The following is an 18,535-nucleotide window of genomic DNA, read 5'->3' on the forward strand; positions in this document are numbered from 1 at the left end:
ATCTGCTTTCAGCATATGACAGGAAACCTTTTGCATATAACCGCCAACCTTTGATGATCAAAGATTGTACGGAAACGATCGGCATACGACTGCCAACCATGGTGATTCACGGCATATGACAGATAACTTTTTGCATACGACTGGAAACCTGAAAAGTTCAAAAGCTCGAGAGCTGATTGATCTATATGAAGAAGTCAGTTTTGCATACGACTGATAACCTTTAAGGACCAGAATAAGAGTGATCCTGCTCACAATTTGCCAGATCGCTTAGTTATCAATGAACAAGGGCGCACAAATGCCAATGTCCTGCATACGACTGGAAACCTTTGGGCGAACTCTACGCGATTACCAGGAAGATCGCTGAAAGGATCCATATTGTGATCCTGTCACTTTGGATATTCCGGCATACGACCGATAACCCTTTTAAGTTATACAAAGGAGGCCGGTACGAGGGTGGTGTCATCTATCTATATGAAATTTATATAGTGTTGACGCTAAATAGCCTGCTTTTCATTCAATTTAATTGCCCCGAATTTTTCCTTAAGGTGCGATATTCAGCATACAACCGGAAACCTGTGCCCAACTATTCATCCAACAGGTGACAGGATCACAAGTGAAGCCTGAAACCGTAGCCGCTTGCTGCACAACCACTTACCTGGAGGTATTGCTCAGGAGATGAACGGGCACTGATGGGCTGTACAACTTTTTCCTGAAAAACGAAAAATGTTGCACGTAGCAAATTGCCATGTACACTTAGGGAAAATTTTGCCAATGGAGTAATGGGATGAAGAGTAACTATGGTGGCGTGGACGAGACTGCCCGCAGGGCTAACGCAATGCTGCGCAGTATGAGTGACGACATCATCGATAAGCGTCATGAATTTGGACTTGACCGTTACTATCAGACCTTTACCCGAAACTCTGTGGCCAATATGCCCAAGCTCAGCCGCCGTGCTGTTGAACAGGCAATCGACGAAATGGAAGCGGCGGGTCACGAGTTTGGCAAGAAAGATGCCGGTAATGCCAGGCATTACGCGCTCACCGTGCAAGATGTTGTTGATATTTATGCACACCGTAAGGTGCCTAAGTATCGCGACATTCATGCAGGCAAGGGACCGTTCGTTATCTTTGTGGTGAACCTGAAGGGCGGTGTATCTAAAACGGTCAGCACGGTAACGCTTGCCCATGGGCTTCGTGTGCATCCTGACCTGTTGCAGTATGACCTGCGTAACCTTGTGATCGATCTCGACCCACAAGCCTCCAGCACGATGTTTCTGAACCATACCAACAGTATCGGTTCCATTATGGAGACAGCGGCTCAGGCGATGTTGAACGATTTGGATGCCGAGCAGCTACATAAGGACATCATCCAGCCAACCATCATTCCTGGTGTCGATATCATCCCGGCTTCTATCGACGATGGCTTTGTCGCCAGCCAGTGGAATGAGTTAGTTCACGAGCATTTGCCTGGTTTGTTACCTTCTGAAGTGCTGCGCCGCAATATCATTGACCGTGTTGGCGATGATTACGATTTCATCTTCGTTGATACCGGGCCGCACCTGGATGCCTTTATGTTGAATGCGATTGCGGCGAGTGATTTGCTACTCACCCCCACGCCTCCCGCGCAGGTTGATTTTCACTCGACCTTAAAATACCTGACGCGTCTGCCAGAAATGCTGGAGCAACTGGAAGAGGAGGGCATTAACCCGCGCATCAAGGGCAACATCGGATTCATGTCAAAAATGACCACCAAACGTGATCATGAGATGACACATGGTCTGGCGCGCGACGTATTCACATCCTACATCCTCGATGCCACTTTGCCACGCCTTGATGGATTCGAGCGTTGTGGTGAAACCTTCGACACGATAGTAAGTGCTGACCCACAATCCTATCCGGGCAGCGCGGAAGCGCTTAAAAATGCCAAGCGTGAAGCGGAGCGATTTACACAGGCGGTATTCAAAAGGATCGAATTTGTGAGGGGTATCAAATGACCAAAGTCATGAAGAAAATGGGCCGTACATTGGGGAACTCGAATTTCTCTAAAATGCTGAGTGAAAGCGAAGGCACCCGAGTATTCGTCCTCAAATCTGGCAAAGAAGCCCGCTTTGTCCTCACCAAAGTGCTGCACGACGATATTGACGCGCAGACGTATATTGATTCTTCCGTCAACGGGCGCGATCAGTCACTGCTCACGCCAGAGTCGGTGGCGGATATCTCCCGCACCATTACGCTGCAACAATTCTTCCCGGCTATCGGACGGGAAGTCGATGACCGTATTGAAATACTCGATGGATCGCGCCGCCGTGCGGCTTGTCTGTACAACGGGACGCCGTTCGAAGTTCTGGTGACCAAAGATGAGCTGGATCTGGCGGATGCGCGCCAGCTGGCAGTGGACATCCAGACCGCCAAAGAACACACCTTGCGTGAGCTGGGTAAACGCCTTGAACTGATGTATCCCGGTGATATGAGCCAGGCGGAAATTGCGAAATCAGAAGGTATCTCTGCCGCAAAAATTACGCGTGCCTTCCAGGCCGCCGCCGTGCCGGAAGAGATGATCGCAGTTTTCCCATCTGTCAGCGATCTCGCGATCGCCGATTACCAGTTTTTGCTCGATGTTGCGGAGAAAGCCAAAAGCAAAAAGCTGGATATTGCTGACATTGTGGCAGGGGTGCGCCAGCGCATCGAAAAACAGGATGAAACCGAGTTCGATGACCCGGTGACAAAATCCAAAATCATTGGTTTTTTCCGTGCTGAAAGCAGCCGTCTGAAGACACCTAAACCTGGCAAAAAAGCGTCTGCAGAAAATCTGGTGGTGTTTAAGGACAAGAAACAATTTGCCCGTAAAAAGGTCGATACGGAAAAACGGCTGGTGACGTATGAGTTTTCCCGTATTTCTGCCGAATTTCAGGCGGAGCTTGATGCAGCGATCCGCGCGGTGACAGAAAAAATGGTCGCGGATAAGAACGCTTAACAACCGTTTTCCCTGTAGCGGGTGAAGTACCGTACCGCTACAGCTTTACCCGCTTGCGGTTTTTTTGTTTTTAATTGTAGATTGACTGATCTACAATTATCGCAACACTCACCTACAGCGATGCAATCATGAAACCAGGCCCAGGCAGACCCAGAGAGTTTGACCCTCACGTTTTCCTCAACTCAGCACTGGAGTGCTTCTGGCAGAAAGGCTATCGATCGACTTCGATGGCCGATTTAATGCAGGCATCAGGGCTGGCGAGTGCCAGCATTTACAAACTCTATCCGGATAAACGTTCGATCTATCTTGCCGCGCTCCAGCAATATATGGACGCCGGGCTGGTGCGCGGTGAACAACGTGATGAGGAGCTGGCACCGGAGGTTGCTCTGAGGGAAACGTTGGAGTTTGTTGCGCTGTTTTCATCCGGGCCAGAGGGCGAAAAGGGATGCTTTACCATCGCGGCGGCCTGCGAGTTGCTGCCGGGTGATGATGAAGTCAGGAGCCGGGTTGAGTATAAGTTTCGCGGCATAGTGGCGCGTTTATGCAACATCCTGCGCAAAGGGCAGGAGACGGGGGTATTTCGTTCCGATGAACCAGCAGAGGTGATGGCGGAATGTATTTTTATGCTGCTGGAGGGCATGCGTGTTTACGGCAAAATCAGGCCTGATATCAGCGTGCTGAGAAAAAGTAACCAATTTATTCTTCAATCCGTGCTGACCCGTGCAGGACAGAGGTGAGCATGTTGATGCCCGGTGCGTTGGTTCGCCGCCAGAGAAGACGAAAAGTGATGGTGGTCCTGGAAACGGAGGGCGATACCGTTACCTGCGGCTGGACAGACAGAGGCCGGTTTTATAAACGGCGTTTTCCGGCCGACCAGCTACGGTTGTGCATGCCGTATTCGGATCTGTGGCCGATGACCTGAGGTTCCAGACATCACAGAATCACGCTGCCAAAATGCAGCGGATTACGCATGACATGAGCGATGGTTTGCAGGTTCTCCGCGCACATCTCACGGGACCAGGAACCGCCGAGGCAAATACGCAGTGCGTCAGGGGGATTATTATCGGTACAGAAGGCGGCACTTGAGACTGCGCTAACCCCCAGTTCGCGCAAACGCACCGCCATTTCAGCCGGATTCCAGTCGAAATGGCGCGGCAACAGTAACCAGAGGTGGAACCCCTGTGGCGTGGCGCGGAACGTAAATTCCTTCAGGATCTCCGACGCCATTTTCTGGCGGATCACTGATTCTGCGCGCACCGATTGCAACACCCGGTCTGCGGTGCCGTCGTTGATCCACTGCGCAGCCAGCGCGTTAGTGATCGGGCTGGCCATCACATTTAAGGCGCGTAACGCCCCCGCCAGTAACTGCGTCTGGTGTTTACCCGGGCCTTTGATAAAGGCGGTACGCAGCCCCGGACCAAAGCATTTTGACATACCGGTGATGTACCAGGTGAGCTCCGGGATCAGTTCACTGAATGATGCAATGTGGTGGGTCGCCAGAGCCGCATAGGCTTCATCTTCAATCACCGGGATGCTGTAACGTGCCGCCACATCAGCCAGTGCTTCGCGTCGCCGCAACGGCAGGGTTAAGGTGGTGGGATTCTGGATGGTGGGATTGATATACAAGGCGCTGATGTTACCGGTCTGGCACTGGTGTTCGAACACCCGCGGCAGCGGACCATCTTCATCACAGGGCAAGGATTGCAACGTAATATTCAGCTGGCTGGCGATGGCTTTCAGGCCGGGATAAATTAAATCGCTCACGCACACGCTACCACCTTTGCGGCACAACAGTGTCAACAATCCCACCAGCGCGCTATGAATGCCTGGTGCGATTAGAATTTCATCGCTATTCACCGCGGGCAGTTGCTTTTCCAGCCAGACTTTTGCCATCGCTTTATCATCGGCCTGGCCGCCAAAGTCCTGATAACGTAACAGGCCGAGGATATTTTTCTGGGTAAAGAGGTTGATGGCTCCCTGCCTGATGGCCTGCGCCAGCTCTTCCCCGGGCTCAATCGGTGAGTTCATGGTCATTTCATAACTACTGCCACCACTCAACGGTACCGCAGGCACTTTTCCACGAATATAACTGCCCAGTCCCCGGCGTGAGTCAATCAACCCGCGCCGGGTGGCTTCGGCATAGCCACGTGTGACGGTGGTGTAATTCAGGGAGAGCTGGACCGCCAGTTCGCGCAGAGGGGGCAGGCGATCACGCGGTTGAAACTCGCCGCTGTTAATGCCATCAGCAATGATGTCCGCAATCAACAAATAAGCCGGACGTTGTGTGTGCTGACTCAGATGGTGATGCCAACGGCTAACGAGTTTAGTAAGCATGAAGTCAATCCAGACCGATGGAGAAGAAAGCATCACTATTGCCTGGTAGAGGTTATTCTGCAATCACCTTTATCATTGATTGCATTAATGATTGCATGATGATTTTTATTGTGTGCATTTTTGGTGCGAATTGGCATCAATCTGGTGCAAAAATCAGCATGGTTCTGCACTGGACACCGGCTAATCCCGTGTCATTCAGAGGGTTTAAAAATTTTTTAGCTCATAACTTGAGCAGTTGATGGGATCTTGATTGCATCCCTGCGATCGGCTGCTGGCACGCACCTTGCTCCACTCTCCCTGCATCACCTGCGGATGTGCCATAACGGGGAGCGCGGCTCCCCCCTGATAAAGACTGGGAGAAAAGTGCTATGCCAAAAGTAACGTTACCTGCCCACCAGACGGGAGATTTCTTTGTTGATTACGAAGAGAAGGTTTTTGAGGACGTAAAAGCGGAACCGGGCCAGAAAGCGTTGGTGACCTTTCATACCGTCGCATTTGAAGGCTCCATCGGTTTCGTCAATATGTTGCAGGCGACCCGTTTGCAACGCAAAGGCTTCGAAACCTCCATTCTGCTGTATGGCCCGGGTGTGCTGCTCGGCGTACAGCGCGGTTTTCCCACCATCGGCGCGGAAGCCTTTCCGGGGCACCAAAACTACGCTAACCAGCTGAACAAATTCATGTCGGAAGGTGGCAAGGTTTACGCCTGCCGCTTCGCGCTACAGGCACTCTACGGCCATGGTGAACCCTCGCTGCTGGAGGGCGTGCGTCCCATCAATCCGCTCGACGTTCTGGATCTGAAACTGCTGCACGTGCGTGACAACGCGGTGATTATCGATACCTGGACGATGTAAGCGGAGGCGCGCTATGGCTGGATCACGCATTATCCGTGCCGCCGCAGCCCAGATTGCGCCAGATCTCCATGAGGCCAGCAAAACGCTGGCCCGGGTGCTGGAGGCAATTGATCAAGCGGCAGAGCAGGGCGCAGAGATCATCGTTTTCCCCGAGACCTTTGTACCCTATTACCCTTATTTCTCGTTTATCACGCCCGCGATGACCGCCGGTGCTGCCCACCTGAAACTTTACGACCAGGCGGTGGTGGTCCCCGGGCCGATCACCCATGCCGTCGGAGAGCGCGCTCGCCTGCGCAACATGGTGGTGGTGTTGGGCGTCAATGAACGCGATCACGGCACGCTATACAACACCCAACTGGTGTTTGATGCCAGCGGCGAGCTGGTGCTCAAGCGCCGCAAAATTACCCCGACCTACCATGAACGGATGATCTGGGGGCAGGGTGATGGTGCCGGGCTGAAAGTGGTCGACACCGCGGTAGGGCGTGTGGGGGCGCTGGCCTGCTGGGAGCATTACAACCCGCTGGCGCGCTACAGCCTGATGACCCAGCACGAGGAGATCCATTGCAGCCAGTTTCCTGGCTCACTGGTGGGGCCGATCTTCGCCGAGCAGATGGACGTCACTATCCGTCACCACGCGCTGGAGTCCGGCTGCTTTGTTATCAATGCCACCGGCTGGCTGACCGAGGCGCAGATCAACGAACTTACCACAGACCCGGCGTTGCAGAAGGGGCTACGGGGTGGCTGCAATACCGCCATCATTTCGCCGGAAGGACGCCATCTGGTGCCGCCGCTGACGGAAGGTGAAGGCATTCTGATTGCCGATCTGGATATGGCGTTAATCACCAAACGCAAACGCATGATGGATTCCGTAGGGCATTACGCGCGCCCGGAATTATTGAGCCTGCGTCTGGACGCGACCCCCGCCCGCTATGTGATCGCACGTGATGATGAACCCGCAACCGGAGGAGAGCGCGATGCAGAACGTTCCGTCTACTCGCCAGCAGCTGATCACTGAGCTACTGACCCAGGGGGTCAATGTCATCAACCCGCAGCAGGATCATGTCAGTCGTCATGGTGGTGCCGGGCCGTCTGATCATCAGGCGATGAACATTGATGGCGTGACGGTAATGGTGCCGATCTACACCCATTCCGCCCGTCAATCGCCGTGGCAGGTGAAGCATGAGGCGTCTGGTGCGACCCGGCTCTACAACAACCTCATTCCGGTGCGAGAGATCAGCATCGCCCACAAGCCCCGCTTTTATGAACGGCAGACGGCGGAAGGCATTCCCTATTCGCAGATTGCCACGCTGCACGGCACCGATGTACTGGCGACCACCGTGCTGCAAACCTGCATTCGTTATGAAAATCGCGCGAAAGCCTGTCAGTTCTGCGCCATCGGCCAGTCGCTGGCGGCGGGCAGCACCATTGCGCGCAAAACCCCGGCACAACTGGCTGAAGTGGCAAAAGCGGCGGTTGAGTTGGATGGGGTGAAGCATATGGTGATGACCACTGGTACACCCTCCGGCAGCGATCGCGGTGCGCGCATCCTGATGGAAAGCGCACTGGCAATTAAAGCTGCGGTGGATTTGCCCTTGCAGGGCCAGTGCGAACCCCCCGGTGATGCAAAGTGGTTTCAACGCCTGAAAGACGCCGGAATTGATGCGCTGGGCATGCACCTGGAAGCGGTAACCCCGGCAGTGCGCGCCCGCATTATGCCGGGCAAAGCGCAGGTCAGCGTTGATCAGTACCTTGAGGCGTTTGCCGACGCGGTGGCGGTATTTGGTCGCGGTCAGGTCAGTACCTATATCCTGGCTGGATTGGGCGATACGCCCCGGGCGATTTTGTCGCTGTCGGAGACCTTGATCGACCTTGGCGTGTATCCGTTTGTTGTACCGTTTGTGCCGATCAGCGGCACGCCACTGGAGCACCATCCTGCGCCCGATAGCCAGTTTATGTCCTCCATCCTGCAACCTCTGGGGCAGATGCTGAGTCAGGCTCGCTTGCGCTCCAGTGATATCAAAGCAGGCTGCGGTCGTTGCGGTGCCTGCTCGTCACTTTCCAGCTTTGAGCAGGCGATGGCGTGAGGAGTGAATAATGAACGAGTACGCGGGTTACACCATCAAGTGGGTCACGCTGCCGTGGGAACGGCAGCAGGCTTATGCGCTGCGCCAGCGGGTCTTCTGCCAGGAACAGGGGCTGTTTGTTGGGCATGATCTGGATGATATCGATCGCCATGCCCGCCTGTTGGTGGCGCTGGGTAGTGTCGGTGGTTGGCACGATGCGGTGGTCGGTACGGTGCGCATTCATGAGACGGCTCCCGGTATCTGGCAGGGATCGCGTCTGGCGGTGGATAGCGCTTATCGTCGGCAGGGGCAACTCGGCCCGACGCTGATCCGGCTGGCAGTATGCAGCGCGCATGCGCTTGGGTGCCGTGAATTTTATGCGCAGGTGCAACACCAAAACGAACCGTTGTTTCGCCGTATGCACTGGCACACGCTGGACTGGCTGGAATTGCGCGGTGTACGGCATGCGCACATGCAGGCCGATCTCAATTGTTACCCGCCCTGTCACGACCCGCTCAGCGGCATGGTGATTAGCACAGCGACACGCAGGCGGGTTGCGGAGATACCGGCATTTTTGACGGGGGTAACGGTATGAGCCTGAGTTTACCGGCGCTGATTGAGCGCCTACAGACCTTCAGCGGTATCGCACACAAGCGCGATATTCAGCAGGTGGCAAAACAACTGCAGGAGGCCTGGCCGAACCCCAATCCGAATGGTGACGATTGTGCCCTGATCCCTGACGGTAATGGCTACAAATTGCTGGCGATGGAAGGATTCATTAACCGCTTTGTGGCGGATGACCCCTGGTTTGCGGGGTGGTGTGGAGTGATGGTGAATCTGAGCGACATCGCGGCAATGGGCGGGCGGCCGCTGGCGGTGGTGAACGCATTGTGGGATGACACGTTGCCCCATGCGGAACAAATTTTACAAGGCATGGCGGCGGCTTCACGTGCGTATCAGGTGCCGATCGTCGGTGGGCATACCAATCTGCGTAGCGATCAGCCCCAGTTGGCGGTGGCCATTTTGGGTGAAACACGCGCGCCGCTCAGTAGCTTTGCGGTGCAATCGGGTCAGACGCTGATGGTGGCGATCAATCTTCGCGGGCGCTGGCATCCTCCGGGTTACAACTGGGATGCGGCCACCGAGGCGGCACCTGCGGCACTGCGTCAGGCTTGGTCATTGCTGCCCGAACTGGCAGAAGCCGGGTTAATCCGGGCAGCGAAAGACATCAGCCAGGCGGGTCTGGCCGGGACATTGGTGATGATGCTGGAAAGCTGTGACCTCGGCGCTGAGCTGGCGCTGGAACAGATCCCGATACCTGACGACGTCGGGCTTGAGCAGTGGTTGTGCGCTTTTCCCAGCTTTGGTTTTTTGCTGGCGGTGGACGATGCGCATCGCGCCGCGGTGCAACAACGCTTTGCCCGGTATGACATCGCCTGTGCAGCGGTGGGGCGTTTCACGCCGACGAGAAAACTCATCATGCATTTCCGGCAGCAGCACGCCTGCTACTGGGATCTCACTCAACAATCCCTGACCGGGATGACCTGCTAACAGAGGAACACACCATGCCTGCCATGCATTTTGTTGTTTGCTGGCCTGACGGCAGCAAAGACACCTGCTACTCCCCGTCCACCGCGATTGAGAAGCACCTCGAGGTGAATCATCCCTACGCGCTGGAGGAGTTTGTCACTCTTAGCACCCGTGCCCTGGACGAGGCCAGTGAGCGGGTAAAAGCGAAATTCGGCTATTTCTGTTCCAGTGCTCAGGATCAGTCGGCGGTGATTGTGCAAAAAGCGCGGCAATTCAGTGCGCAGCAGCAGGTCATTGTAGAAAAAATCACCCCCGTCCCGGTCTGATAACCAGCGAGAATACGATGAACAACAATCATTATCCTGTCGTCATTATTGGCGGCGGGCAGGCTGGTCTCGCCATGAGCTGGAGCCTGACGCAAAAAAATATCCGCCATATGGTGCTGGAACGTCACCGCCTGGCCTGGGCGTGGCGTGAGCAGCGCTGGGACAATTTTTGTCTGGTGACACCCAACTGGCAATGCAAACTCCCCGGTTTTCCCTATGACGGAGACGATCCGCACGGCTTTATGCTGCGTGATGAGATTGTCGATTATGTCGAACGTTATGCACGCAGCTTTGACGCACCATTGCGTGAAGGGGTTAACGTACTGCGGGTGGTAAAAACCGACAGCGGTTTCCTGCTCCACACCTCGGCTGGCGAATTTACCGCCGATCAGGTGGTGATTGCTGTGGGTAACTACCATCGTCCACGCTTTCCGCCCATTGCCGGAGAACTGCCCGCGCATATCACGCAGGTACACTCCGCCAACTATAAATCGGCACAGCAACTGCCGGCAGGGGAGGTGCTGGTGGTCGGTTCAGCGCAATCTGGTGCGCAAATTGCCGAAGACCTGCATCTGGCCGGTCGCCGCGTTCATTTGTGTGTCGGGAGTGCACCGCGCGTGGCACGTTTTTATCGCGGGCGAGATGTGGTGGACTGGCTGGATGATATGGGGCATTACCGCCTGACGGTGGATGATCATCCACTCGGCGAAGATGCGCGACGCAAGACCAACCACTATGTCACCGGACGTGACGGGGGACGCGATATCGACTTGCGCGCCTTCGCCTTACAGGGCATGCAACTGTATGGCCGTTTGTTGGGTTACCGTGACGGCATGTTACTGACCGCCGATGATCTGCAAAAGAATCTCGACGGTGCGGATGCGACCGCGCAAAAAATTAAAGACAGCATTGATGTCTGGATTGCGGAGCAGGGCATTGAGGCACCGGAAGAAGCGCGTTATCAGCCCGTGTGGCAACCCGCATCTGCCGCCACCCGCATCGATCTGAACCCCATCTCCGCCATTATCTGGGCAGTCGGATTTCACACCGATTTCAGTTGGATCGAAGCACCGGCGTTTAATGAAAGCGGCTATCCCCGGCATAGCCGTGGGGTGTCGGTCCAGCCGGGTCTCTATTTCCTCGGCCTGCCGTGGTTGTGGACGTGGGGCTCTGGCCGCTTTGAGGGCGTAGGGGAGGATGCGGCCTGGCTGGCAGAATCCATTGTCCGGCACTCGCTGCGAGCAACCCCTGCGGAGGGCGTTTATGTCCACGATCAGCGTTAATGACACGACTTTCTGGCAGCAGGAAGCACAGCGCCTTCACTGGCAACGGGACTTCAGCGCCGTGGTTGAGGACATTGACGGCGGTCCGCGCTGCCGCTGGTTCCCTGCGGGTCGCACCAATCTGAGCTATAACGCCGTGGATCGTCATTTGGCCCAGAAAGGCGATCGCTGTGCGATTATCCAGCGTGACTTCCGCGGAGAGACGCACCGACTCAGCTACCGTGAATTGTGGCAGCAGGTGAATGCGCTCAGTCACCTGATGATCAGCTGGGGCATTCGCCAGGGGGATCGGGTGATGATTGCGCTGCCGATGACGCCGATGGCAGCGGTTGCCATGCTGGCCTGTGCCCGATTAGGGGCGGTGCATGTGGTGGTCTATTCGGGCGTGACCAGCGAGGCGCTGGCGCAGCGTGTCGTTGCCTGCCAACCCTCGTTGCTGCTGCACAGTAGCGAGGTGCGTGGTCGTCAGGCGCTACCGGCGATCCCGGCCTCCAGCCCGACCCTGCGTGTGGCGGATATTCACTCTCCGGACTTCTCTCAGGCCCTGGCACAGCATAATGGCTGCGTAGTGCCTTGTGTCTGGCTGGAAGCATCCCAGCCTTCACATTTATTGTTTACCTCCGGCACCACCGGGGCACCGAAAGGGATTGTGCGGGATACTGGCGGTTACGCGGTGGCTTTGCTGGCCAGTTTCCGACATCTGTTCGATGTTCAGGATGATGAAATCTTCTTTACCACGGCGGACGTGGGTTGGGTCACGGGTCACAGCTACGGTATTTACGCACCGTTACTGGCGGGGATCACCACGGTGATGTGCGAGGCCGGTACGGTAAATACACCAGGAGAACGTTGGTGGCAGATGGTCGAGGAGCTGGGGATCACCCGCATGCTGACCATCGCTGGTGCGATTCGCCTCGCGCGACAGCAGGGAAAACCCCGTGCCAGTCTGGCCACGCTGCGTGCTCTTTATCTTGCTGGCGAACCGCTGGATCATGCGACCCACGCCTGGGTGAGCCGTGGAATGGGTGTTGCGTGTGAAAATCACTACTGGCAGACCGAATCCGGCTGGCCGCTGCTGGCGGGAACGGACAGCGGTTTAGCACCGGTATTTACTCGCGCGGTGGATATTGTTGATCCCACCAGTGGTGAATTTTGTGCACCCGGCCAGGCGGGAATGCTGGTGGTGAAGGGCACGCTTGGGCCGGGAGGAATGTCGACGCTCTGGCAGGACGATACCCAACACGATCAACGTTACTGGCTGCGCCAGGGTGAGCAGTGGCTTTACGCCACACATGATTGTGCGGTGCGGCTGAACGATAAAATCATTATTCAGGGACGGATGGATGATGTGATCAACATCGGCGGTAAACGTCTGGCAACCGCCGAGGTGGAGCATGCACTGACAGGTATCGCGGGCATTATTGAAGTGGTAGCAACCCGCACGCCCCATCATCTGCTGGGTGAAATGGTGGCCTTGTTTGTTGTCACTGAGGGGTTAAGTGAGCAGCAAGAAGGGGTGCTGAAGAAGCAGATACGCGAGCGGTTGGTGAGTCGGTGTGGCCGGTTTGCCTTGCCAAGGAAAATTCATTTCCGGCGTTCATTACCGAAGACCTTTTCGGGAAAGTATCTACGCCGGATGTTGTCAGCCTGAAGTACCGGGATGCGATATTGTGCCTGACAATATCGCATCCTGCCTGATGCCGGACACCGTGGTTATGCGAGGTTGAGGGGTTTGGGCTGGTAGCGTTGCGCCCAGTTATCCACCACGTCGATCTCTTCACCGACCGCGCCAAACACAATCACCGTCGCCTTGCGACCATGTGATTCAATCACACTCAGGAGTTCGGCGTTGGGGAACGTGACCAGATAGACAGCATCCAGCAGGATATGTTCTTTCCTCAGTGTCTGGCTGGAGAACAGGCCGATTTTCACGCCGGACGAGACCAATTGCTTTTTGTTACGCAACGCGCGGTAAATTTGCCCGTCAAACACCTGGCTGAAGAAATCCTCACACGAGGGTGAAGATTTGTTCGGCACACAAATCCTGACGTTACGTCCGGACTGGCTGGCATGATTGATGGCAAATTCAACAACATTGTTGTATTGCGACACCAATTCATTTTGGGGTTTAACAAGGATGAATCTTTCTTTCAACGGCATAATTTAAATTAAAGTTCCTGAGCAAAAAAACGAAACACCGATGTTTTATCGGTGCGGTTTTAGTAAGCGCATCATCTCATCAGGAAGATAACGACACAGATCATGGAGCGAACTGCCTTCAGGGCGACCAGCATATTTTCCTTTCTGCTGCTGTTCTGATTTTGGGACATCGCCTTGGGCAGTCAGTTGGAGGAATCCATTACCTTGATAATAGCCTGGGCTATGATTTCGCGCCATGAAAGGGCACAGGTTGTGAAGTCAGCAGGTGCAGGCAGGGCACCAGTGGTTTATTAAACGGTGCCATGTCGAAAAATTGATCAGTCATCACTCTCATCATTCCATTCTTTTTCCCACTTAACGCAAATCTCCCCGGCGGATTTATTTATTTCCGAAGTATGCTTTTGTTCGCAAAACGGTCATTCACACATAAACGGTCATAGTCGGTCATGGTAGTTTCATTTTAAAACTATTTCCCTACGTTGCGATTTGTTGTGCGTTTTTCTTAAAGTCGCTGTTATTTGTGATGAAGGTCGCGTTAATAAATGAATATAGATTCTCGTTTCATTTTTTTCTCGATAAAAGTCACTTTTTTAGCGGCGGTAAAATCGCTGCCTGACACTTTTGCCTGGTGCACATTTTGCGCCGGTCGAATCCACTAACTTAATGGCATCGGAGGTCGTCATGTTACCGATTGAGCGTCACCGTCAGATCATGGAAGAATTAAATTTACATGGTCGGGTATTGGTTGCAGAACTGGTTAAACTTTGTCGGGTTTCTCAGGAAACCATACGCAGGGATTTATCTCAGTTAGAGAAGAAAGGATTATTACAACGCAGTCACGGCGGTGCGGTGATGGCGCAGAAACACCAGGGGAATTTGGCAGGAAAAAATAATAAACCGAACGAATATGAATCCACCTTTCGCCTGCGGATGAATGAAAACACCCAGGCCAAAACATTAATCGCCAAAAGGGCGCTCGATTTTATTACGCCGGGCGATTGTATATTACTGGATAGCAGCACCACCTGTTGGTTTTTGGCACGGCAGTTGCCAGATATCGAGCTAACGGTGCTGACAAACTCACTGCGCATCGTGCAGACGCTGGCCGCCAAAGGCCATATCCGCACCATCTGTCTGGGAGGAGAGTATTCCGATCATAATGAAGATTTTAATGGCATTGTTGCTGAGCAGCCGCTGAAAGATTATTTAATCAACAAAATATTTTTCTCCTGTAGCAGTTTGGGTAACGACGGATATTTGCGTGCAGCCAATGAAAATAATGCACATTTAAAACAACAAATGTTAATGGCATCAGAAAGGAAATATCTGCTGATCGATGCAGGGAAATTCCTTCGTCCTTCTTTTGCCCGAATTTGCCACTACCGTGAAGTGGATTTTTTAATAACCGATAGTCTGAAAGATAAAGAATTACAACAGGAGCTGGCCTGGAACGGCGTCAATATTATCGATTGTTCACAACGCCAGAATGTCATGCAATTAATGAACTCTCAGGATATTTAACCCTATGAAAAAAACATTTATCGCCTGTTCCCTACTGGCGCTGTTTGCTGCCACCTCCGTCCATGCTGCTGACAAACTGCGGATGGGGATTGTGGTTAAAGTGGGCGGCATTCCCTGGTTCAACGCGATGGAAGCCGGTATTAAGAGCGAAGCGGCCAAAGAGGGAATTGATGCCTGGATGGTTGGCCCTACCTCGGCCGATCCGGCATTGCAGGTCAGGGCGATTGAAGACCTGATTGCGCAGAAAGTTGACATCATTGGCGTGGTGCCAAATGACCCGAAAGTGCTGGAACCCGTCCTGAAACGCGCCCGCGACGCGGGTATCCGCGTGCTGGTACATGAATCGCCGGATCAGAAGTACGCCAACTGGGACTTTGAGTTGGTGGATGCCAAAACTCACGGCGAAAACCATATGAAAGCGCTGGCCGCGTGTATGCACGGCGAGGGCAAATATGTCGCTTATATGGGCGGTTTGACAGTGCCGCTGCATAACGCTTGGGTGGATTCCGCCGTCGCGTATCAAAAAGCCCATTTCCCGAAAATGCAGATGGTTGGCGACAAGTTTGGCGTCGGCGAATCGCTGGATGATTCCATCCGTACCACGAATGAAGTGATGTCCAAATACCCGGATCTGAAAGGCATTATCGCCTTCGGTTCGCAGGGGCCAATTGGTGCCGGACGCGCGGTGATGGCGCGTAACAAAATTGACCAGGTCTGTGTGATTGGTGCCTTTAGCCCGGGACAGGGTCAGATGCTGGTTAACCGTGGCGCAATTAAAGGCGGTTACATCTGGAATCCGATGACGGCGGGTGAAGTCTTCGTGCGCCTTGCGGGCATGATGCAGAAAAACCAACCGATTACCGACGGCATGACCATCGAAGGTCTGGGTAAGGTGAAGGTCGATGAGCAGACCCACACCATTCTCGGCAACAACACCGAAAGCCTGGACAAAACCAACCTGCCAAAACTGGTCAAACTGGGGCTGTAATATGCAACTGATCGAACCACAGACGCTGATTGCCCTCGAGAGCCTGTCGAAAACGTTCGGCGGCAACCGGGCATTAAGTGATATCTCACTGTCGTTGATGGCTGGGGAAGTGCATTGCCTTGCTGGTACTAACGGCTGTGGTAAGAGCACCCTGATTAAAGTGATCTCCGGGGTGCATGCCCCGGATGCAGGTAGCAAAATCACCCTCGGCGATAGTGGTGAGCCTTTTACGCGTCTGACGCCCAAGCAGGCGCGCGATTTTGGCGTGCAGGTGATTTATCAGGATCTGTCACTGTTCCCCAATCTTAGCGTGGCTGAGAACATCGCGTTTGAGCATAACCTCGGCAGCTTGCTTGGCTGGTACAGCAAGAAAAAACTGCGGGCCAGCGCCGGGAAGATCATCACCGAGCTGAAGTTTGACCTGAATCTCGACGCCAAAGTCGCTGAACTGTCGATCGCCCAACGCCAGCAAGTCGCGATTTGCCGTGCGCTGGTCGCTGACGCCCGCCTGGTGATTATGGACGAGCCGACAGCGTCACTCACCCGTACCGAGGTGAATCAGCTGCTACGCACCGTGCGTTATCTGAAAGAGAAGAACATCTGCGTGGTGTTTGTCAGCCATCGTCTGGATGAGGTGCTGGAGATCTCCGATCGCGTCACGGTGATCCGTGATGGTCGCAAAATGGGCACCTGGCCTGCCAGCGAAATGGACGGCCATCGTCTGACGGAACTGATGACCGGGCTGAAACTCGATTATCACCTGAAAGCCCCAACCCTGAATCCGCATCGCAAGTTGCTGGAGGTCGAGAATCTCAGCCGCAAGGATCAGTACCACGATGTCAGTTTTTCACTGCATGAAGGCGAAGTGCTGGGATTGTGCGGCCTGCTGGGGTCCGGTCGCACCGAGCTGGCGTTGTCGCTGTTCGGCATGACCAAACCGGACAGTGGCAAAATCTGGCTCGATAGCAAGCCGGTACGTTTCCGCAGTCATGAAGATGCCATCAAATCTGGCATTGGTTATGTGTCGGAAGACCGTTTGACGCTGGGCCTGGTGCAGCAGCAATCGGTGGCCGACAACATGGTGCTGTCTATTCTCGACCAACTGCGCAATCGCTTCCACATCATCGATGAATACCGCAAAAACAAGCTGATCCACGACTGGATTCAGCAGTTGGGGGTGCGCGTCGCTGACCCGGAACACGCCATCTCCACGCTCTCGGGCGGCAACCAGCAAAAAATCGTGCTGGCGAAATGGGTACTGACGCAGCCCAAAATCCTGATCCTCGATTCTCCCACCGTGGGCGTCGACGTGGGCGCTAAAGCCAGTATTTACACCCTGATCCACCAGCTGGCGAAAGAGGGGCTGGCGATCATCCTGATTTCCGATGAGGTGCCTGAGGTGTACTACAACTGCGACCGCATTTTGCATTTCCGGGATGGCACCGTGCATGCCGAGTATCAGCCACAACAGGTGGCGCAGCAGCAACTGGCGGAGGTGATCAATGCCTGACTTATCGTTTTTCAAACCCCAGTCGAGTCAGGGCTGGCTGGCCTGGGTGCTGGTGTTCTTCTTCGTGGTGTTCTCCTGCGCCAGCGATCAGTTTCTGACGTTGCAGAACCTGCTCGACCTGACAGAAACCTATGCCGTCACCGGCATCTTTGCCCTCGGCTTGTTTGTGGTGCTGGTCACCGGTGGGATCGACATCTCCTTTGCGGCGGTGGCCTCGGTGGTGCAGTACGTCATCGCCACGCTGTTTGTGCAGTTTGGTTTCGACAACGCGCCGCTCAGCATCCTGCTGGCGATTGCCTGCGGCACATTGTTCGGGGTGATCAATGCGGTGCTGATCTACTGGCTGCGCATTGTCTCGATCATCATCACCATCAGCATGCAGTCACTGCTGTTCGGCATGCTGATGTGGATCACCGAGGGGCGCAGCCTCTACAACCTGCCGGAATGGTGGGTGACGCTGCACAACATCCTGCCGTTCAGCGTCCACGGGCAGACGTACCAGATTGGGCTGCCGCTGAGCATCATGCTGGTGATTGCCGCCATCACCTGGCTGCTGCTGAACAAAACCCATCTGGGCCGCCAGCTGTATGCCACGGGGGGCGATCAGGAGTCGGCCCGGCGTATCGGTATTCGCGTTGGACTGATCCATATCCTCGCCTACGGCTGGCTGGGCGCGCTGGCGGCAGTAGGTGGGCTGGTACAGGTCTACCGCGTCGGTGAAGTGGTGCCAAATGCGTTGGTCGGTGGCGAGCTGGATGTACTGGCGGCCACGGTGCTGGGTGGTGCCAGCCTGATGGGGGGCAAAGGCACCGTTACCGGCACGCTGATGGGGGTCTTTCTGATCGCCATCCTGAAAAACGGCCTCAACCTGGTCGGTGTTTCGAGCTACTTCATGAACATCGTGATCGGCGTGGTGATTATGGTTGCCATTACCGTCACCCACTACAAAAAGCGCAAAGAAACCGACGTCAGCTTCGTCTGATCGGAGAGAGTGTG

General features: G+C 54.7%; 17 protein-coding genes. 15 read left to right on the forward strand and 2 right to left on the reverse strand.

Annotated elements, in window-relative coordinates; all coding sequences use genetic code 11:
* Positions 1-784 precede the first annotated feature (784 nt).
* The 3 genes from PAT9B_RS27565 to PAT9B_RS27575 all read left to right on the forward strand — a co-directional run bounded on the left by PAT9B_RS27565 (position 785) and on the right by PAT9B_RS27575 (position 3,710).
* Positions 785-1,993, forward strand: a complete 1,209-nt coding sequence (locus PAT9B_RS27565) for an AAA family ATPase (RefSeq protein WP_013512568.1) — start codon at positions 785-787, stop codon at positions 1,991-1,993.
* Positions 1,990-2,973 carry a ParB family protein gene (locus PAT9B_RS27570; RefSeq protein WP_013512569.1) on the forward strand — a complete coding sequence of 328 codons (984 nt, stop codon included), beginning with the start codon at positions 1,990-1,992 and terminating at the stop codon, positions 2,971-2,973. The genes PAT9B_RS27565 and PAT9B_RS27570 overlap by 4 nt, the downstream gene beginning before the upstream one ends.
* Before the next feature lie 128 nt (positions 2,974-3,101).
* Entirely contained in the window at positions 3,102-3,710 is a 609-nt protein-coding gene (locus PAT9B_RS27575) for a TetR/AcrR family transcriptional regulator (protein WP_013512570.1), read from the forward strand.
* A gap of 196 nt (positions 3,711-3,906) precedes the next feature.
* Here PAT9B_RS27575 and PAT9B_RS27580 read toward each other — a convergent pair whose 3' ends face one another.
* Positions 3,907-5,307, reverse strand: coding sequence for a PLP-dependent aminotransferase family protein (locus PAT9B_RS27580; protein ID WP_013512572.1), 1,401 nt, complete (start codon positions 5,305-5,307; stop codon positions 3,907-3,909).
* Between the two features lie 368 nt (positions 5,308-5,675).
* Between PAT9B_RS27580 and PAT9B_RS27585 the strand changes: the two genes are divergently transcribed.
* From PAT9B_RS27585 to PAT9B_RS27620, 8 genes are read left to right on the forward strand one after another with little or no spacing between them, the layout of a single operon-like run.
* Entirely contained in the window at positions 5,676-6,158 is a 483-nt protein-coding gene (locus tag PAT9B_RS27585) for an MSMEG_0572/Sll0783 family nitrogen starvation response protein (RefSeq protein WP_013512573.1), read from the forward strand.
* Between the two features lie 13 nt (positions 6,159-6,171).
* On the forward strand, positions 6,172-7,173 hold the full coding sequence (locus PAT9B_RS27590; RefSeq protein WP_013512574.1) for a Nit6803 family nitrilase: 1,002 nt from the start codon (positions 6,172-6,174) through the stop codon (positions 7,171-7,173).
* Positions 7,133-8,242, forward strand: a complete 1,110-nt coding sequence (locus tag PAT9B_RS27595) for an MSMEG_0568 family radical SAM protein (protein WP_013512575.1) — start codon at positions 7,133-7,135, stop codon at positions 8,240-8,242. Before PAT9B_RS27590 ends, PAT9B_RS27595 begins: the two co-directional genes overlap by 41 nt.
* A 10-nt stretch (positions 8,243-8,252) precedes the next feature.
* Complete coding sequence (locus PAT9B_RS27600) at positions 8,253-8,816, forward strand: MSMEG_0567/Sll0786 family nitrogen starvation N-acetyltransferase (protein WP_013512576.1); 564 nt, start codon at positions 8,253-8,255, stop codon at positions 8,814-8,816.
* Positions 8,813-9,772 (forward strand): sll0787 family AIR synthase-like protein, encoded by a 960-nt coding sequence (locus tag PAT9B_RS27605; RefSeq protein ID WP_013512577.1) that lies wholly within the window; start codon positions 8,813-8,815, stop codon positions 9,770-9,772. Before PAT9B_RS27600 ends, PAT9B_RS27605 begins: the two co-directional genes overlap by 4 nt.
* Before the next feature lie 14 nt (positions 9,773-9,786).
* Positions 9,787-10,077, forward strand: coding sequence for an MSMEG_0570 family nitrogen starvation response protein (locus tag PAT9B_RS27610; protein WP_013512578.1), 291 nt, complete (start codon positions 9,787-9,789; stop codon positions 10,075-10,077).
* A 17-nt stretch (positions 10,078-10,094) separates the two neighbouring features.
* Positions 10,095-11,360 carry an MSMEG_0569 family flavin-dependent oxidoreductase gene (locus tag PAT9B_RS27615; RefSeq protein ID WP_013512579.1) on the forward strand — a complete coding sequence of 422 codons (1,266 nt, stop codon included), beginning with the start codon at positions 10,095-10,097 and terminating at the stop codon, positions 11,358-11,360.
* Positions 11,341-13,011: an AMP-binding protein gene (locus tag PAT9B_RS27620; protein ID WP_013512580.1), complete on the forward strand. Its 1,671-nt coding sequence runs from the start codon at positions 11,341-11,343 to the stop codon at positions 13,009-13,011. The genes PAT9B_RS27615 and PAT9B_RS27620 overlap by 20 nt, the downstream gene beginning before the upstream one ends.
* A gap of 62 nt (positions 13,012-13,073) precedes the next feature.
* On the opposite strand, the gene PAT9B_RS27625 is transcribed toward PAT9B_RS27620, so the two are convergent.
* On the reverse strand, positions 13,074-13,472 hold the full coding sequence (locus PAT9B_RS27625) for a hypothetical protein (RefSeq protein WP_150105900.1): 399 nt from the start codon (positions 13,470-13,472) through the stop codon (positions 13,074-13,076).
* Between the two features lie 729 nt (positions 13,473-14,201).
* Here PAT9B_RS27625 and PAT9B_RS27630 point away from each other — a divergent pair.
* The 4 genes from PAT9B_RS27630 to PAT9B_RS27645 are packed head-to-tail and all read left to right on the forward strand — an operon-like array spanning position 14,202 to position 18,521.
* Positions 14,202-15,041, forward strand: coding sequence for a DeoR/GlpR family DNA-binding transcription regulator (locus PAT9B_RS27630; protein WP_013512582.1), 840 nt, complete (start codon positions 14,202-14,204; stop codon positions 15,039-15,041).
* 4 nt (positions 15,042-15,045) lie between these two features.
* Entirely contained in the window at positions 15,046-16,029 is a 984-nt protein-coding gene (locus tag PAT9B_RS27635; RefSeq protein ID WP_013512583.1) for a substrate-binding domain-containing protein, read from the forward strand.
* 1 nt (position 16,030) lies between these two features.
* Positions 16,031-17,539 (forward strand): sugar ABC transporter ATP-binding protein, encoded by a 1,509-nt coding sequence (locus PAT9B_RS27640; protein WP_013512584.1) that lies wholly within the window; start codon positions 16,031-16,033, stop codon positions 17,537-17,539.
* The gene (locus PAT9B_RS27645; protein ID WP_013512585.1) at positions 17,532-18,521 is read left to right on the forward strand and encodes an ABC transporter permease; all 990 of its coding nucleotides are present in this window, start codon (positions 17,532-17,534) and stop codon (positions 18,519-18,521) included. Before PAT9B_RS27640 ends, PAT9B_RS27645 begins: the two co-directional genes overlap by 8 nt.
* Positions 18,522-18,535 lie beyond the last annotated feature (14 nt).

Source organism: Pantoea sp. At-9b (assembly GCF_000175935.2).
Classification (GTDB): Bacteria; Pseudomonadota; Gammaproteobacteria; order Enterobacterales; family Enterobacteriaceae; genus Pantoea.

Coding starts and splice junctions, on each gene's coding strand:
- PAT9B_RS27565 (WP_013512568.1), top strand. CDS start 785: ATGAAGAGTAACTATGGTGGCGTGGACGAGACTGCCCGCAGGGCTAAC.
- PAT9B_RS27570 (WP_013512569.1), top strand. CDS start 1,990: ATGACCAAAGTCATGAAGAAAATGGGCCGTACATTGGGGAACTCGAAT.
- PAT9B_RS27575 (WP_013512570.1), top strand. CDS start 3,102: ATGAAACCAGGCCCAGGCAGACCCAGAGAGTTTGACCCTCACGTTTTC.
- PAT9B_RS27580 (WP_013512572.1), bottom strand. CDS start 5,307: ATGCTTACTAAACTCGTTAGCCGTTGGCATCACCATCTGAGTCAGCAC.
- PAT9B_RS27585 (WP_013512573.1), top strand. CDS start 5,676: ATGCCAAAAGTAACGTTACCTGCCCACCAGACGGGAGATTTCTTTGTT.
- PAT9B_RS27590 (WP_013512574.1), top strand. CDS start 6,172: ATGGCTGGATCACGCATTATCCGTGCCGCCGCAGCCCAGATTGCGCCA.
- PAT9B_RS27595 (WP_013512575.1), top strand. CDS start 7,133: ATGCAGAACGTTCCGTCTACTCGCCAGCAGCTGATCACTGAGCTACTG.
- PAT9B_RS27600 (WP_013512576.1), top strand. CDS start 8,253: ATGAACGAGTACGCGGGTTACACCATCAAGTGGGTCACGCTGCCGTGG.
- PAT9B_RS27605 (WP_013512577.1), top strand. CDS start 8,813: ATGAGCCTGAGTTTACCGGCGCTGATTGAGCGCCTACAGACCTTCAGC.
- PAT9B_RS27610 (WP_013512578.1), top strand. CDS start 9,787: ATGCCTGCCATGCATTTTGTTGTTTGCTGGCCTGACGGCAGCAAAGAC.
- PAT9B_RS27615 (WP_013512579.1), top strand. CDS start 10,095: ATGAACAACAATCATTATCCTGTCGTCATTATTGGCGGCGGGCAGGCT.
- PAT9B_RS27620 (WP_013512580.1), top strand. CDS start 11,341: ATGTCCACGATCAGCGTTAATGACACGACTTTCTGGCAGCAGGAAGCA.
- PAT9B_RS27630 (WP_013512582.1), top strand. CDS start 14,202: ATGTTACCGATTGAGCGTCACCGTCAGATCATGGAAGAATTAAATTTA.
- PAT9B_RS27635 (WP_013512583.1), top strand. CDS start 15,046: ATGAAAAAAACATTTATCGCCTGTTCCCTACTGGCGCTGTTTGCTGCC.
- PAT9B_RS27640 (WP_013512584.1), top strand. CDS start 16,031: ATGCAACTGATCGAACCACAGACGCTGATTGCCCTCGAGAGCCTGTCG.
- PAT9B_RS27645 (WP_013512585.1), top strand. CDS start 17,532: ATGCCTGACTTATCGTTTTTCAAACCCCAGTCGAGTCAGGGCTGGCTG.